Source organism: Yinghuangia soli (assembly GCF_021502675.1).
Taxonomy (GTDB): Bacteria; Actinomycetota; Actinomycetes; order Streptomycetales; family Streptomycetaceae; genus Yinghuangia; species Yinghuangia soli.
Window position 1 is genome coordinate 240,544 of sequence record NZ_JAKFHA010000006.1, and the last position, 15,055, is coordinate 255,598.

Consider the following 15,055-nt stretch of genomic DNA (forward strand, 5'->3'; position numbering starts at 1 on the left):
CGTGGCCGGGAGAATCGGGGTATGACCTCGACTATTCGCCTGGCTCAGCAGCCTGAGGCCGATGCTCTTCTCGCCCGCAGTCCGCTGGCTGCCCTTGTGGGGATGCTGCTGGACCAGCAGATTCCCATGGAGTGGGCGTTCGCGGGGCCGTACACGATCGCGCAGCGGATGGAGTCCGACGACCTGGACGCGCATGTGATCGCGGCGTACGACCCGGAGGCGTTCGCGGCGCTGATGTCGGAGAAGCCGGCGGTGCACCGGTACCCGGGGTCGATGGCCAAGCGGGTGCAGCAGCTGTGCCAGTACCTGGTGGAGCACTACGAGGGCGACGCCGAGCAGGTGTGGAAGGGCGTCAAGACCGGTGACGAGTTGTTCAAGCGGTTGTCGGAACTGCCGGGCTACGGAAAGCAGAAGGCGCAGATCTTCACCGCGCTGCTCGGCAAGCAGTACGGCGTGAAGCCCAAGGGCTGGCGGGAGGCCGCCGGGCTGTACGGCGAGCAGGGGTCGTACCGGTCGGTGGCCGACATCACCGGTCCGGACTCGCTGGAGAAGGTGCGGGCCACCAAGCAGGAGGCCAAGAAGGCCGCGAAGGAAGCAAAAGCGGCGAAGAAATAGTCCGCGACGGATCAAGGGCGGGGCCCGTACGGTGCAAGTCGCCGTGCGGGCCTTTTTTGTGCGCGCGGCGACGCAGCGTTTTCCCGTGCCCATCCCGACTGATGAGTGACCTGTTGCGACGGATCGGGAGAACCGGGGCCGGATGAAGCGGAAACACGACAGCGAGTTCGACGATTTCGTGGTCGGCCGCAGTGCGGCGCTGCGGCGGACCGCCTACCTGCTGTGCGGCGACTGGCACCACGCCGAGGATCTCGTCCAGACCACGTTTGCGCAGGTCTACGCAAGATGGCATCGGGTCCGGGACCCGAATGCGATGAACGCGTACGCGCGGAAGATACTCGTCCGCTCGTACGTGGACACGGCGCGCAAGCGCTCCAGCACCGAGACGGCGACCGGTGCGCTGCCGGACGTCGCCGACGCGGGCGGCGGCGACCCCGATACGAGGGTCGCGCTGCTGGCCGCGCTGGACCGCATGACCCCCGCGTACCGGGCGGTGCTGGTGCTGCGCTTCTGGGAGGACCAGAGCGCCGAGCAGACCGCCGTGCTGCTGAACAAGAGCCCTGGGTCGGTGCGTTCGTCCACCGCCCGCGGCCTGGAGCAGCTCCGCGCCATCCTCGGCGACCAGCTCGCCGACCTTTCGCACGCCTGAGCCTGCTTCCTGCGCGTCCGCGTCCCCCTGCCCCGCTCCTCTTCCTCCGGAGGCACTCTGTGATCACCGACGACGACATGCATGACCTTTTCGCCCGCGCGATCCCCGACGACGAGCCGAGCCTGACCGACTTCCGTCCCGTGGCCCGGGCCGAGGGCACCCGGCTGCGCCGGCGGCGGCGCATACGTGTGGGCGCGGCCGCGATCGCCTTCACTGCGGTCCTCGGCGGCACGGCCGTCCTCGCCGTGAGCACCCCCTGGTCCGAATCCGGCGGCCGCGGCTCAGCGGCCGCATCGCCGTCCGTGGATCCCGTCGAGCAGCTCCGCGCCGCGCTGGCCGCGGACCCGGCCCTGGCCGGGTCGACGGTCACCTTGCATCAGGTGGAGGGGCTGCTCATCTACGCGGTGACCCATCCCGACGGCAGCCGGTCCCGGCTCGACGTCCAGCCGCAGTACCGTAAGCCGGTGGGGTCGCCGAGGATGTCCTGCGGCGGACCGGAGCCCCGCGCATGCGAGTGGGCCGTCCTCTCCGACGGCAGCCAGGCCGCGGTCGACGGCCTCCACGAAGGCGGCGGCACCCGCGCGGACGGCTTCAAGCACACGTGGCTGGAGATCGTGCTCCCCGACGGTCAGGTCATCGGCGTCAGCAGCACAAACGTCCTCGACACGAACGCCGGGTTCCTCCCCGGCGATCCCCTCCCGCAGCAGCAACTGCTCGGCCTCGCCAAGAACCCGGCGGTCCTCGCAGCGCTGCGGGCGATCCCGTACACCCCGGTCCTCGACGAGCCGGCCGCTGCGCCGTGCACGAGGCCCCCGACCGAGACCACCCTTCCGGGCGGGAACGGGAAGGGCTGGCTGCAGTACTGCGGGAGCCTCACGCCCCCGAGCCAGGGCGCCGCCAAGTGACGGGCAGGCGCCGCGCGACCACATGACGACCACCGACTGGGCTGCGGCCGCCGCATCGGCACCCATCACTCCGCCGGCCGCAGCCGCACCGAAAAGCACGGCACGGATCCCCGCACTCGACGGCCTGCGCTTCGCCGCGGCGATGGTCGTGGTGCTCTACCACCTGGTGATAGCCGCCTACGCGTGGGGCGGGACCACCACGCAGGTGTTCGCCCCGCTCCTGACCGTGGTGTCCGGCTACGGGTTCCTCGGCGTCGAACTCTTCTTTCTCATCAGCGGGTTCGTGATCTGCATGAGCAGCTGGGGCCGCAGCCTCGGCCAGTTCTTCACCTCGCGCGTGACCCGGCTCTACCCGGCGTACTGGGCGGCGATCGCCGTCACCACCGGCACTCTCTGGTTCGTGGCCGACGGCAAGGCGTCGGTCCCCGTCGACTGGTGGGACCGGCTGGTCAACCTGACCATGTTCCAAGATCCGGCGGGCGTCCCCCACGTCGACATCGTCTACTGGACGCTGTGGATCGAGATGCGCTTCTACCTGCTGTTCGCGGTCGTCGTGTTCCTCGGCGTCACGTACCGCAGGGTCCTCGCCTTCTGCCTGCTGTGGTCGGTGGCGGCCGTCGTCGCGACCGCGCTGGACAGCAAGGCATGGGAGTACGTGCTGATCCCGGATTCGGCGCCGTACTTCGTGGCCGGGATGGCGTTCTACCTGATGCGCCGGAACGGGCCGACGGTGCTGCTGTGGGCCGTGATCGGATTCAGCTTCGCGATGGGCCAGCACCATGTGATCGGCCGGTGGCAGGCCACCGAGCGGATCATGCAGCACAAGATGCCCGAGGCGCCGGTGCATCTCGCGGTGGCTTTGTTCTTCCTGGTCATGGCGGCGCTGGCGCTGGGGTGGCTGGACCGGATCAGGCTCCGGTTCCTCACCACGCTCGGTGCGCTCACGTACCCGGTGTATCTGGTGCACTGCGAGACCGGCTGGGCGCTGATCCGGGAACTCCGCGGCCGGTTCGATGCGCATCTGGTGCTGGCGGCGGTCGTCGCGTGGGTGCTGCTGGTGTCCTGGCTGATCCACGTCGTGGTGGAGAAGCGGCTCGCGCCGCTCCTGGGTGTGGTGACCCGCAAGGCGTTCGCGGACATGCCCCGAGACTGACGCGGGACCGACCCGCCAGGCGCCCGGCACCGGACGCCGGATGCGCGCAGGGCCGGTACGGATCGCTCCGTACCGGCCCTGCCTGCGTCTTCCGGTTCAGCTTTCGAGGTCCCGGAGGATCTCGCTGGCCTGGACCGTGATGCGGTCGATCAGTTCCTGGCAGCTGGGCAGGTCCTCGATGACGCCGACGACCTGGCCGGAGGCCATCACGCCGAGGTCCGGACGGCCGTCCACCATGGCCGCCTTGAGCAGCATGGGGGTGTTGGCGGCCATCAGCACCTGGGGCCACGAGAGGCCCTGGGACTTCTTCATGGCCAGGCCCTCGCGGACCATGTCCTTGATCGGAGTCCCGGACAGCTTCTGGAACTTCAGCGCGTTGGAGATCGCCCGCGGGTAGCGGGCGACGACCGAGCGCTGCTCCAGCCGCTGCACGAAGTCGGTGGCGAGCACGCGGTGCGGGACGCCGTCGACCTCCTTGGAGACCACCGTGCCGTTGACGTCGGTGGCGAGGTAGACCTCCTTGACCGCGAGGCCCACCGGGCTGTCGCTGGTCAGCAGGAAGCGGGTGCCCATCGCGATGGCGTCGGCGCCGTAGGCGAGCGCGGCGACCAGGCCGCGCCCGTCGAAGAAGCCGCCGGCCGCGATGACCGTGACGTCGGTGCCCTTGAGCACGTCGGTGACCTGCGGGAGCAGCAGGGTGGTCGGGATGGAGCCGGTGTGGCCGCCGCCCTCGCCGCCCTGCACGATCACGCCGTCGACGCCCCACTCGGCGACCTTCTGGGCGTGCCGCTTGGCGCCGATGGACGGCACCACGAGCATGCCGAGGTCGTGCGCGCGCTTGATCAGGTCCTTCTTGGGGGCCTGCGCGAACGACGCGACCTTGATGCCCTCGCGGCCCATCAGCTCGATGCGGTCGGCCGCATCGGGCGCGTCGGCGCGCAGGTTGACCGCGAACGGCTTGCTCGTGGCCTTCTTCACCTGCGCGATGGCGGCGACGAGTTCGTCGTACGACATGGTCGCGGAGGCGAGGATGCCCAGGCCGCCGGCCTCGGCGGTGGCCGCGACCAGCTTGGGGTACGAGACGTAGCCCATGCCGGTCTGCACGATCGGGTACTGCACACCGAACTTCTCGGTGAACCCGTTCTTCAGCGACGGGTGCAGGGCGGTCATGCCGGGACCTCGCGCAGCCGCATGCCCCGCGGGTCGAGGACCTCGCGGATCAGGCGCAGTTCCTCGTCGCTCGGCAGCCGGGTCTCGGGGACGTCGGCCGGCACGATGAGCTCGAAGCCGGTGTTGGCGACGATCTCGTCGACCGTGGCGCCCGGGTGCACGGACGCGATGCGCATGGTCGCCGGAGCGCCGTTCACCGACTCGAAGTCCAGGACGCCGAGGTTGGTGACCACGCGGCGCACCTCGTGGAAGCGGGCCGCCTTGCCGACCTGCGCGGCGCGGTCGTACCCGATGCACGAGACCATGTCGACGGCCGCGGTGAGCACGCGGGCCGAGTGCTTGGGGATCCAGTAGCTGGTGGTGTGGTTGATCGTGTTGCCCGGGCCGCCGCGCGAACCCAGCACCTGGCGCTTGGGCTTGGCCCAGTCGCCGATGGCCGAGATGTTGGCGTTGCCGTGCGCGTCGATCTGCACCGGGCCCATCATGACGTGGCGGCGCCCGGAGGCGAGCACGTCGAGGACCTGGCGGTAGGGGATCCAGCCCACGGCCGCGAACTCGTCGGGCCGGGCGCCGAGGCGGTGGGTGCCCTCGAAGAACAGCGACTCGCCGTTCGACAGGACCAGGTCCGGCTCGAAGGTGGCGCGCGCGAGGCGGGCGCCGATGGTCGGGACGGTGCCCATCGGGGAGCCGATGATCTCGCCGTCGCCGCGGAAGCACTCGGCGACCGCGACCACGCAGATGTCGGCGCGGGTGACCTCGGTGGAGGTGTCAGTCGCGGTGCTCACTTGGCGCTCTCCTCACGGAACTTGGCGACCTCGGCCTGGTAGGCGGCCTCGTCGGCCACCTTCAGGAAGCGGTCCTCGAACGCGGTCCAGGCCTCCGGGTCGCCGGCTGCGGTGACGTAGGCCTTCTGGAAGGCCTCGTCGCGGCCGTACTCCGGCGGGCACTCGGTGAAGTGCGCGCCGTTCGGGGTCTCGACGACGCCGGCCGTCATGTAGCGGTGCAGGACCAGAGTGTGGAAGCAGCCGGCTTCCTTGAGCAGGTCCTCGCTGGAGACGACGCGCTCGGCGGAGACGTACGCCTTCTCGGCGGCCAGGCAGAACAGGTCGTCCATGAACTGGTCCGGGCCGGTGAGCGCGGCGTTGCCCTTCTCGTCCGCGACGTTGGCGTGCACGAGCGCCACGTCGAGGTTCAGGGCGGGCATCGCGACGAGCTCCTCGCCGTCCGCGTACGGAGACGCCACGGTCTTCAGGTGCGGCGACACCTTGAGGATGTCCGAGCCCAGGCCCGCGCGGGTGGGCAGGAACGGGAGCCGGTACGCGGCGGCGCGCAGACCGGAGAGGAACATGCCCTCGTCGTACTCGACGGCCTCGACGAGGCCGTTCTCGCGGACGTGCCGGAAGTTCGGCTCCAGCGGGATCGAGTCGAGCGACACGAACGCGTAGACGAGCTTCTTGGCCTTGCCGGCCCGGGCCAGCAGGCCGACGTCCGGACCGCCGTACGAGACGATCGTGAGGTCCTTGAGGTCGGACCGCAGGATGGCGCGGACCAGGGCCATCGGCTTGCGCCGCGAGCCCCAGCCGCCGATGCCGACGGTCATGCCGTCGGAGAGCTGGGCGACGACCTCTTCGGGCGTCATGCGCTTGTCAGCCACGGTGAGTTCCCTCTCCCTGCTACTTCGAGGTGTCCGCGTCGCGGCCTTCGACGAACGCGTCGCGCAGCTCGTCGGAGACGCCGGTGAGGTTCAGTTCGAAGGTGAAGCCCTGCTCGTAGCGGTAGGAGCGCTTCACGTCGACCGGGTCGATGCCGTTGAGCGAGGCCTTCGCGGCGCGGATCACGGTCGGCGACTTCGCGGCGATGCTGCGGGCCACCTCGAACGCGGTCTCGACGAGCTTGTCGCGGTCGACCAGCTTGTAGACCGAGCCGTACGCGTGCAGCTCGGCGGCCGGGGCGTTCTCGCTCGTGTAGACCATCTGGCGCATGCGGTGCTGCGGCACCAGGCGGGCCAGGTGGGTGGCCGCGCCGAGCGCGCCGCGGTCCACCTCGGGGAGGCCGAAGAAGGCGTCGTGGCTGGCCACGATGATGTCCGCGTTGCCGACCAGGCCGATGCCGCCGCCGACGCAGAAGCCGTGCACGGCCGCGACGACCGGGACCTCGCAGTCGTAGACCGCGGCGAACGCCTCGTAGCAGCCCCGGTTGGCGCCGACGAGGGCGTCGTGGCCGGTGGTGTTCTGCATCTCCTTGATGTCGACGCCGGCGTTGAAGCCGCGTCCTTCGGCGCGGAGCACGACGACCCGCACCTGCGGGTCGCGGCTCGCGGCACGCATCTTGTCGGCGAGCTCGAACCAGCCGGCGACGTCGAGAGCGTTCACCGGGGGTGCGTCGAGCACCACCTCGGCGATGCCTTCGCGCACCTCGTAGCGGATAGCCATGGCAATCGGATCCATTCGGCCGCGGTGTCGGACCGGTGGCGACGTGACCTGTACCGGCTGCCTCATGACGAGGCGTCATGTCCGGTCTATCCCGGTTTGACGGCTTCCCGTCGTCCCGGAGTGTGGTACATCACCATCCGATCTGACTGATCGTCAGATTTCTGCCACCATAGTTGACTCTCGACGGGCCGCGCCAGACGGGGCGGCCGTGGCCGACGACACCCTCCGAGTGCCCCGGGCACTCCCCTCCATCCGCCCCGCGTCCCCCTCCGGAGACCCCCATGACCGCACCCTCGAACCCCCTGGACCTGACCGGCAAGGTCGTCCTCGTGACCGGCGGCGGCAAGGGCATCGGACGCGGCATCAGCGAGCGCTTCCTGGCCGCCGGGGCGGACGTCGTGGTCTGCTCGCGCAGCGAACCGGAGAGCCTGCCCACCGCGGGCGGCCGCACCGCGGTCTTCCACCCGGCGGACGTGCGCGACCCGGACACCGCCTTCGCGACCGTGGCCTTCATCGAGGAGAAGTTCGGCCGCCTCGACGTCCTGGTCAACAACGCGGGCGGGGCCCCGATGACGGACGCGGCCACCGCGTCCCCGCGCTTCTCCAAGGCGATCATCGAGCTCAACCTGCTCGGCCCCCTCTACTTCGCGCAGGCCGCGCACCGCCTGATGGCCGCCCAGGAAGAGGGCGGCTCGGTGGTCAACATCTCCAGCGTCAGCGGTGTGCGCCCCTCCCCCGGCACCGCCGCGTACGGCGCCGCCAAGGCCGGCATGAACTCGCTCACCAAGTCGCTGGCCGTCGAGTGGGCCCCGCGGATCCGCACGAACTCCATCGTGGTCGGCCTGGTCAGGACCGAGCAGGCGCACCTGCACTACGGCGACGAGGACGGCATCGCCGCGGTCGGCGAGACCATCCCGCTGGGCCGAATGGCTGAACCTGACGACGTGGCAGATGTCTGCCTTTTCCTCGCGTCCCCGATGTCCCGCTACGTCAGCGGTGCCGAAATCCTCCTGCACGGCGGGGGAGAAATGCCCGCCTTCCTCCGTGCCGCGAACAGCGAGGCTGATCACGCGCCCGTAAACTGACGGCATGACAGGACAAGTTCGCACCGTCGACGGCCGCGTCGCCGGGCGACGCGGCCAGGCGACCCGGCAGAAACTGCTGGACTGCCTGCGCGAGATGCTCGACACGTCGCCGTACCGGGACGTCAAGGTCATCGACGTCGCCCGGATGGCAGGCACCTCGCCGGCCACCTTCTACCAGTACTTCCAGGACGTGGAGAGCGCGATCCTCGAGATCGCGAACGACATGGCCAAGGACGGCCAGCGCCTCAAGGCACTGACCGAGGGCCAGGGGTGGACCGGCAAGGGCGGCTACGCCGCGGCGGAAGCGCTGGTCGACGGGTTCCTGGACTTCTGGCGGGAGTACGAGCCGATCCTGCGCGTCGTGGACCTGGCGTCCGCCGAGGGCGACAAGCGGTTCTACAAGGTCCGGCAGTCCATCCTCACCGCGGTGACCACGGGCCTCACCGAGGCCATCGAAGAAGTCCAGGCCAAGGGCAAGGCGGGCGACGAGGTCGCACCGAACGCCATGGCCGGCACCCTCGTCGCCATGCTGGCCGCCGTCTCCGGCCACCAGAAGGGCTTCGAGACCTGGAAGATCAAGATGAAGGACGTGCGCCCCGCGCTGTCCACCCTGGTCTTCATGGGCATCACCGGCAAGAAGCCGCCGCGCTGAGCAGGCGGCAGCTCTCCCGCCCCGGTCGGCCTTCCCTGCAAAGGAAGGCACCCTCCGACCGGGGCACCTGACGCCGAGGGGCCGCATCCGCGGCGTCGCACGGCACCACCCTGCGGACGGACCGGAACGCCCGTCCGCACTTTGTGCTGTCCGCACACAAGCGGAATCGGCGAGGACTGTGCCTCCTGCGCCTGCGGTCCGCGCCTCGATCGGGCTCCTATACACAGCCTGCACGGGGGTCGGCGACTGCTCTCCGATCGCAGCGCCGCACCGCTGCGGCCGCCGTGGCCAGCAGCTCGGCCGGGGTGCCGGGGAACTCTTCGAGCAGTGTGATGGCGACAGACCAGGCCGCCGCGTCGTCGCCCAGGTGGCCGACGGCGAAGTCGCGAAGCTGCGCGTCGATCCCCTCGCGAAGGGCGGAGCCCTGGTTCAGCAGCAACAGGGCCGCAGCAGCCGGAGCTCCCCGCCCGAAGATCTCGCCGACCGACAACTCGCCCCGCTCGACCGCGGCGCCGAGCGTCCGCTGCTCGTCGTAGTCGAACGGACGCCCTTGCATGTCCTCCAGGCGGGGCACCGGAAGCTCCTCATCGTGCTCCGCGAGCTGCGCCATACGCTGCGCCTGATCCTGCGCACTGCGCCGCAGCAGCTCACCGCGGTGGCGCAGGATCGCTTCGGGACAGCCGACCTGCCGGCCGAGGTAGCTCGCAGCCCCCTCCGGTAGGGGCTTCTCACGATGTGCGGCCTCGACGACCTCCCAATCGAGAGAGCCATGCGGCCAGCGGTCCAATAGTTTGCGGTCGACGTACCGCCGACCGGGCCGACTGAAGAATGCGATCAAACCCGTTGTGCCCCAATGACGTTCGAACAGATCTTCCAGAAGTCCGAGGTCGGCTGGTCCGGTCAACATGTGCCGTACCGCCGGCGAGATGTCGTCGGGCAAGGGCAGGAAGGGCCGTATCGCGTCGCGCGCAGCGACCGGACCGACCGTGCGCAAGAGCCCGAGGTACCCGCGGACGAGCAGCGGTGCATGAACCCCCAGGCGCCTCCGAGTGTGCAGGACCGCGAGTGCCGCCGTGGTGAGCTCCGGGATGTCCAGTTCGACGGCCAGAAGCAGCCGCTTGGTCAGGCCGTAGATGCTGGGCGGCTCGTCAGGGGGCGGCACCAGGTAATGCGCGGGCACAACTCGGGCCGCCGCCAGATAGGCGTCCCGGGATGCGTCCTCGTTCCGGAGCACCCTGTCGGCGATCGCCGGATCGCCGAGACAGGCCAGGGCGAGGACAGTGTCAGGGGCCGCACGCCTGTTGCGGGCGAGCGCTGCCCGCTGGGCCGTCGTCCCTCGGGCGACGATGTGCGAACAGAGCGCCGGGCCGGGACTTCCGGGCCACCCCAGGATCTCGTCCTGCAGTGCGCCGCTCAGCCTGGACAACACGACAGGCCGGAGCGCCTCGGGTGCCGCCTCCAGCAGGAGCAATTGAGGGTTCATCCGCGTGTCCGATCCGGAACGGCCACCGCGGCCGCGGTGTCGAAAAGCTCGGTGGTGGTGCCGGCGAAGTCCTGCAGGAGGCTGAGCGCGATCACCCAGGAGTCGACGTCGTCGCCCAGGCGGGGTCCGGCGAGTGCGGCGAGTGCGCGGCGTACTTCTTCGGCGTCCTCGTCCAGCACGTCCTGGAACAGCTCCAGCGCCGGGTAGGCGGGCGCGGCCCTGGCCAGCAGCGCCGCAGCCGGCGGGCGGTCGGGGCCCGCGGCTGCCGTCCAGTAGCCCTGCAGTCTCGCCCTCGGCAGCGCATTCAGGCGGAAGTCGCCGCCGCTCTCGTGCAATTCACGGATCACCTGCCTGCGCACGTTCGCATCCTTCGCCGGGATCGACTCCTGATACGGCCTGCGCAGGGAGTCGGGGCAGCCGAGCTCAAGCCCCAGGGCCTCCAGTTCCTCGGCGCTGAAGGGCTTCTCGCGGTGCGCTTCGACGACGACGCCCCAGTCGATCGGGGCGCGTGGCGCGAAGAGCGCCTCGCGGGACGTCCAGGAGCCGCCGGTGGACCGCAGCGCGCTCAGCACCGAAGCCGTGTCGGGTATCCGAGCCGCTGCCCTTTCCACCGCAGCTTCGTCCGTCGGGTCGGCAAGGGCCGTGCGGATGGCCTCCGGAAACCACCGGACGTACTCCTCGTCGGGCACTTGGACGTCGGCGAGCAGTGCGGTCACCGCATCCGGGCCGGACGCGCGCAGCATGCCGAGGATCCCGAGCACCAGGGCATCCGGCTGCACCATGCTGCGTGCGTTCCGCATGGCGTACGCAATGAGCTCGGGGTCCCCGGATTCCGCGAGCAGCATGTCCCGGTTCTCCGTCTTGTACCGGATCTGCCGCTGGAATGCGCTCAGTTCGGGCATGAGCACGGAACGGGGGACGGCGGGGATCACCCGCAGGACGACTTCGCGCGGCGACTCCCACCTCTCGTACAAGGCCGCGGCCACGTCCGGATCCGGGATGCCCGCAAGATCGAACAGCACCTCGGGTGATGCGCTGCGGTTGCATGCGAGCGCGACGCGGTCGGCCGTGCTGCCCTGCGTGATGACGAACGCGCAGGTTGCGGCGTCGAGGGTGCCCGGCCCGCCGAGCAGGCTGTTGCGCGCATCCTGGCCGAGTCGCGGCAGGATGTGCCCGCGTAGGGCTTCGGGGGCGCTCTCGAAGAGCAGCAGGTGGGGGTTCACTCGGCGCCGGCCCTGGTAGCGGCTGCGGCCGTGGTCAGGAGCTCCGGAAGCGTCCCGGGGAAATCGGCCAGCAGGCTGCACGCCACCGCCCACGCGTCCAAGTCCGTGCCCAACGTGCTGCGGGTCAGGTCGCCCACTGCCGTGCGAACGTCGTCGAGCCTTCGGTCGCGGGCCTGTTCGAAGACGATCAGGGTCGAGTAGGCGGGTGCTCCGTCCGCGAGGATCCCCGCCGCGGACATCACGCCGAAGTCGTGCGCCTCGCGCAGGTCGCGACCGGGCACCAGGGGCAATGTCGGGAGCTGGGTCAGCAGTTGGCGCTTCGTGGGGCCTGCGGAAAGCAGCCTGCGCCGGGTGGAGCCGCGGCCGCCGCGGAAGGCGTCGTACAGCGGCGTGCGCAGCTCCGGCGGGCAGCCGAGTTGGCGGCTCAGCGCTGCGGTCGTGTTGGGGTCGAGCGGCTGCTGCCGGTGCGCGGATTTCAGCAGCTCCCAGTCGAGCGGCTCGCGCGGGCCCATCAGCAGCATGCCGACCTGCCGGGCCGCGGCACCGGTACGGAAGCGGTCCAGCAGGTACGACGTGCCACCTACGACGGCGAGGGCCCGGGAGTGCAGTTCGGGGTCCCCCGGTGCGGCGAAAGCGTCGCGTACCGCCTCGGGGAGTTCGCCGGTCGACGGCGGCACCGAGGCGAAGGCCGCGGCTGCCGCGTCCGTACCTTCCGTACGCGCCAGTGCGAGGCATCCGCGCAGGACCATCGCCGGGGCGCCCAGCGGGTTGTCCTTGGGGTCGACCGCAGCCAACGCCCGGGTCACGAGGGCGGGGTCGGGCGACTCGACCAGCACCGAAGCGCGCTGCGTACAGGCGTACTTCTCGACGAGGCCGACGGGCGGCTCGGCCGGTAGGAGCAACTCGTCGGGCACCAGGCGGACGACCTTGAGGAGGACCTCGCGCGGCGCCTCGGTGTTGGCGTACAGCGCGGCGGCGACCGACTCGTCGGCGTCGACTTCGGCGTCGTCGGCGAGGCGAAGGTAGGTCTCCGGAGCCAGCTCGCGGTTGGCGACCAAGGCTGCACGTTCCTCGGACGTGCCGCGGTCCAGGACGTGTGCGGCGAGCACCTCCCCCGGCGCGAGCCGCCCGCCCAGGATCACCGCCCGCAGCGGGGTGTCCATCCGGCGCAGCAACTGCGCCTGGAGCTCCGCGGGGGCAGAGTCGATCAGCAGGGCGTACGGGTTCACGCGCACACCGAACCAGATCGCCGCTGCCCCCTCAAGGGGCGGCCACCACGGCTGCGGCGGCGAGAAGTTCTGGGACCGTGCCGGTGAAATCGTCGAGCAGGGTGAGGGCGACCGCCCATGCCTCGACGTCGGCGCCCAGCCGCTCGGCCGCCAGTTTGCCGAGCTCGCGGCGGCCTTCGTCGGCCCACTCCGGGGTTAGCTGCACGTACTCCAGCACGAAGCGGGCCATGGCCTTGACGTGCAGCACTTCCCCGGCCAAGGGCGCGCGCCGACCACCGAGCGCGGCGCGAATCCCGGAGCTCCGGCCGAAGGGCATCGGACGGCCCTCCGTCGGCTCCAAGCGGTGCCGAAGTTCAAGGCGCTCGTCGCCGTAGCGCCCGTACGACGGCCTGGTGGGCGGCCCCGGCGCGGGCCGGAGCTCCGCCGGGCAGCCCAGCTGGAGCCCAAGCTCTCTGCGGGTGTCCGGTGCGAAGGGGGCGTCCTCGTGTGCAGCCGCCAACGCAGCCCAGTCCAGCGGTCCGCGCGGTACGAGCAACTCCACGTCCATGCAATTTCCGCTGCGCAGGCGGGTGATGAGGGCCTCGGACGAGCACAGTTCCGCGTACGCCGCCGCCAAGCGCCGCTCTGTCGGGTCCGCCAGCGCTTCGTACACGGTCGCCGAATACAGGCCGGGTATCGGCGGCAGGAGCGGCAGCTCCGCGGACACGTCGCGCACGGCGTCGAGGCCGGCGCCGTTCAGGATGCCGAGCAGGCTGCGGATGACGATCGGAGGTCCCAGGCGGCGGTCCAGGTGCCGCGCGAGCACGTTCAGCGCCTCGCGCGTCAGATCGGGATCGTCCCGTTCGAGCGCGAACAGCGCTCGGCGCGGACGCCACCCGTGGAGCATCGTCGTCTCGTGCTCGCCTTCGGGCGGGAAGAAGCTCTCGCGCGGGAGCAAGTGCAGTACCGGTAAGAGTGCTTCCCGCGGCGCCCAGTAGTTCTCAAACAGCGCCGCGGCCACTTTCCCGTCGGCGACCCGTCCGAGGGCGACGGTCAGTTCCGCGGGGAAGAGATCCCCTGCGGCATCGACACGCTCATCGGACGTTCCGTGTTCGACGATGAACCGGCTGATGTCCGCACCCGCACCCCAGCTCAGCAGAGACCGCCGGACCGGCAGCCCCAGCCGCCGCAGAACGGCCGCCTGCAGCGAAACCGGCGCGGATGCCAGTAGGAAAGCGCGCGGATTCTCCATCACTGCACCGAAGCAAATGCGCGCGGCGGCTTCAAGGGTTGGCAGCAGCGGTAGTTGCCGTGCTCACGAGCTCGGGGAGCGTGCCGGCAAAGTCCGGAAGGAGCCGCACGGCCACCACCCATCCCTCCACGTCCTCGGCCAGCCTCGGCACCGCCAAGGCAGCCAGCTCACGTTCCGCCTCCGCCCGCACCGCGACCACATCGGCCATACATCCGAGAACCCGCCACGCCGGCGTGCCGCGGAACAGAACCTCTCGCACGGAGAGCCTGCCGAGCGCCATCGCATCGCGCAGCGCGTCTGCCCCATACCGACCGAACACCGGCCGGAAATTCGCACGTTCGGGCATCTCCTCGCCGCTCCCCGCCCTCGGCTGCTCGCGCACCGCCTCCGCCTGACGTCTGGCCCGGATTTCCGCCAAGTGTCCGCGGATTACGGCCGGGCAGCCGAGTTCGCCCACGAAGAACCGGGTCGCTTCCTCACTCAGGGGACGGCGTCCGTGTGCGGACTCCACCTCCGCCCAATCCAGCGGCGGTCGCGGCATGTGCCGGGTACCGCCGGTCGCGTGCGCCGGCAGCCGCCGGAAACGGTCGAGGATCGCCGCAGTCCCGCAGAGGTCGTGGAACGCAGTCTCCAAGGTGCCGAATGCCGTCGGGTCGGCGAGGGCGCGGCGTACCGACTGCGGCACCTCGCCCGAAGGCTGCCGCAGTCGGGCCGCCTCGGCACTCACGGCCTCGGGTCCGGCGGTGTGAAGCAGGCCGATCAGGCCGCGCAGCGCAATCCCGAGGCGGACGGGCGAGGAGCCCGCGGGCGGCGGCTCCGAGAGCGCCCGGATTATCAGCTCCGGGTCGTCCGTCTCGACCGCGATCGAGCGCCGCAGGGTGCGCTGGGCGTGATTCCCCGGCGGCACCGTGCTCGGGAGGAGGACGTGGTCGGGCACCTCGCGGGCAGCGCGGATACGCGCTTCCCGCGGGGCATCGAGCTTGTCCAGGAGCAGTTCGGCCACTTCCGGGCCGCCGACCCTTGCCAGGGCGAGCTGGGATTCCGGCGATGCCGCGGAGTCGGCCAGGGCAAGCCGCTCGCGCCGGGTTCCGCGGGCGATCACATACGCAGAGAGCGCCGAACCCGGTTCGGTGCCCTGGCTCAGTAGCGTGGCGCGCCACTCCGCGTCCAGTCGGGCCACCACCGCCTCCTGGATCCGGGGCGGAGCGGAGTCCAGAAGCAGCGTGAG

The 15,055-nt window shown here is 70.7% G+C and carries 15 protein-coding genes; 6 read left to right on the top strand and 9 right to left on the bottom strand.

All coding sequences use genetic code 11. The features are described from left to right. Window positions 1–21: 21 nt before the first annotated feature. The 4 genes from LZ495_RS14155 to LZ495_RS14170 all read left to right on the top strand — a co-directional run bounded on the left by LZ495_RS14155 (window position 22) and on the right by LZ495_RS14170 (window position 3,322). Window positions 22–615, top strand: a complete 594-nt coding sequence (locus LZ495_RS14155; RefSeq protein WP_235052513.1) for an HhH-GPD-type base excision DNA repair protein — start codon at window positions 22–24, stop codon at window positions 613–615. A 142-nt stretch (window positions 616–757) separates the two neighbouring features. Beyond that, on the top strand, window positions 758–1,264 hold the full coding sequence (locus LZ495_RS14160; RefSeq protein WP_235052514.1) for a SigE family RNA polymerase sigma factor: 507 nt from the start codon (window positions 758–760) through the stop codon (window positions 1,262–1,264). 59 nt (window positions 1,265–1,323) lie between these two features. Beyond that, window positions 1,324–2,169, top strand: coding sequence for a hypothetical protein (locus tag LZ495_RS14165; RefSeq protein ID WP_235052515.1), 846 nt, complete (start codon window positions 1,324–1,326; stop codon window positions 2,167–2,169). Between the two features lie 22 nt (window positions 2,170–2,191). Continuing rightward, on the top strand, window positions 2,192–3,322 hold the full coding sequence (locus tag LZ495_RS14170) for an acyltransferase family protein (protein ID WP_235052516.1): 1,131 nt from the start codon (window positions 2,192–2,194) through the stop codon (window positions 3,320–3,322). Between the two features lie 96 nt (window positions 3,323–3,418). On the opposite strand, the gene LZ495_RS14175 is transcribed toward LZ495_RS14170, so the two are convergent. Genes LZ495_RS14175 through LZ495_RS14190 form a run of 4 tightly spaced genes read right to left on the bottom strand, consistent with a single transcriptional unit; the run spans window position 3,419 to window position 6,924 of the window. Beyond that, entirely contained in the window at window positions 3,419–4,492 is a 1,074-nt protein-coding gene (locus tag LZ495_RS14175) for an NAD(P)H-dependent flavin oxidoreductase (RefSeq protein WP_235052517.1), read from the bottom strand. Next, entirely contained in the window at window positions 4,489–5,277 is a 789-nt protein-coding gene (locus LZ495_RS14180; protein WP_235052518.1) for a CoA-transferase subunit beta, read from the bottom strand. The genes LZ495_RS14175 and LZ495_RS14180 overlap by 4 nt, the downstream gene beginning before the upstream one ends. Further along, window positions 5,274–6,146 (bottom strand): CoA transferase subunit A, encoded by an 873-nt coding sequence (locus LZ495_RS14185; RefSeq protein WP_235052519.1) that lies wholly within the window; start codon window positions 6,144–6,146, stop codon window positions 5,274–5,276. Before LZ495_RS14185 ends, LZ495_RS14180 begins: the two co-directional genes overlap by 4 nt. 19 nt (window positions 6,147–6,165) lie before the next feature. After that, window positions 6,166–6,924, bottom strand: a complete 759-nt coding sequence (locus LZ495_RS14190) for an enoyl-CoA hydratase family protein (protein WP_235052520.1) — start codon at window positions 6,922–6,924, stop codon at window positions 6,166–6,168. Between the two features lie 281 nt (window positions 6,925–7,205). Between LZ495_RS14190 and LZ495_RS14195 the strand changes: the two genes are divergently transcribed. Together LZ495_RS14195 and LZ495_RS14200 are read left to right on the top strand one after the other, a co-directional pair. Continuing rightward, window positions 7,206–8,009, top strand: coding sequence for an SDR family oxidoreductase (locus LZ495_RS14195; protein ID WP_235052521.1), 804 nt, complete (start codon window positions 7,206–7,208; stop codon window positions 8,007–8,009). A gap of 4 nt (window positions 8,010–8,013) precedes the next feature. Then, a complete protein-coding gene (locus LZ495_RS14200) occupies window positions 8,014–8,661 on the top strand; it encodes a TetR/AcrR family transcriptional regulator (protein WP_235052522.1) in 648 nt (215 codons plus the stop codon). Window positions 8,662–8,878: 217 nt separating this feature from the next. Here LZ495_RS14200 and LZ495_RS14205 read toward each other — a convergent pair whose 3' ends face one another. From LZ495_RS14205 to LZ495_RS14225, 5 genes are read right to left on the bottom strand one after another with little or no spacing between them, the layout of a single operon-like run. Then, a complete protein-coding gene (locus tag LZ495_RS14205; protein WP_235052523.1) occupies window positions 8,879–10,144 on the bottom strand; it encodes a hypothetical protein in 1,266 nt (421 codons plus the stop codon). Continuing rightward, window positions 10,141–11,367: a hypothetical protein gene (locus tag LZ495_RS14210; protein ID WP_235052524.1), complete on the bottom strand. Its 1,227-nt coding sequence runs from the start codon at window positions 11,365–11,367 to the stop codon at window positions 10,141–10,143. Before LZ495_RS14210 ends, LZ495_RS14205 begins: the two co-directional genes overlap by 4 nt. Continuing rightward, window positions 11,364–12,596, bottom strand: coding sequence for a hypothetical protein (locus LZ495_RS14215; protein ID WP_235052525.1), 1,233 nt, complete (start codon window positions 12,594–12,596; stop codon window positions 11,364–11,366). Before LZ495_RS14215 ends, LZ495_RS14210 begins: the two co-directional genes overlap by 4 nt. Before the next feature lie 31 nt (window positions 12,597–12,627). After that, window positions 12,628–13,827: a hypothetical protein gene (locus tag LZ495_RS14220; protein ID WP_235052526.1), complete on the bottom strand. Its 1,200-nt coding sequence runs from the start codon at window positions 13,825–13,827 to the stop codon at window positions 12,628–12,630. 31 nt (window positions 13,828–13,858) lie between these two features. Beyond that, window positions 13,859–14,830: a hypothetical protein gene (locus LZ495_RS14225; protein ID WP_235052527.1), complete on the bottom strand. Its 972-nt coding sequence runs from the start codon at window positions 14,828–14,830 to the stop codon at window positions 13,859–13,861. Between the last annotated feature and the right edge of the window lie 225 nt (window positions 14,831–15,055).

Bases quoted from the DNA above. Each gene is read 5' to 3' on its own strand.
- LZ495_RS14155 (WP_235052513.1), top strand. From the start codon at position 22: ATGACCTCGACTATTCGCCTGGCTCAGCAGCCTGAGGCCGATGCTCTT.
- LZ495_RS14160 (WP_235052514.1), top strand. From the start codon at position 758: ATGAAGCGGAAACACGACAGCGAGTTCGACGATTTCGTGGTCGGCCGC.
- LZ495_RS14170 (WP_235052516.1), top strand. From the start codon at position 2,192: ATGACGACCACCGACTGGGCTGCGGCCGCCGCATCGGCACCCATCACT.
- LZ495_RS14175 (WP_235052517.1), bottom strand. From the start codon at position 4,492: ATGACCGCCCTGCACCCGTCGCTGAAGAACGGGTTCACCGAGAAGTTC.
- LZ495_RS14190 (WP_235052520.1), bottom strand. From the start codon at position 6,924: ATGGCTATCCGCTACGAGGTGCGCGAAGGCATCGCCGAGGTGGTGCTC.
- LZ495_RS14195 (WP_235052521.1), top strand. From the start codon at position 7,206: ATGACCGCACCCTCGAACCCCCTGGACCTGACCGGCAAGGTCGTCCTC.
- LZ495_RS14200 (WP_235052522.1), top strand. From the start codon at position 8,014: ATGACAGGACAAGTTCGCACCGTCGACGGCCGCGTCGCCGGGCGACGC.
- LZ495_RS14205 (WP_235052523.1), bottom strand. From the start codon at position 10,144: ATGAACCCTCAATTGCTCCTGCTGGAGGCGGCACCCGAGGCGCTCCGG.
- LZ495_RS14220 (WP_235052526.1), bottom strand. From the start codon at position 13,827: ATGGAGAATCCGCGCGCTTTCCTACTGGCATCCGCGCCGGTTTCGCTG.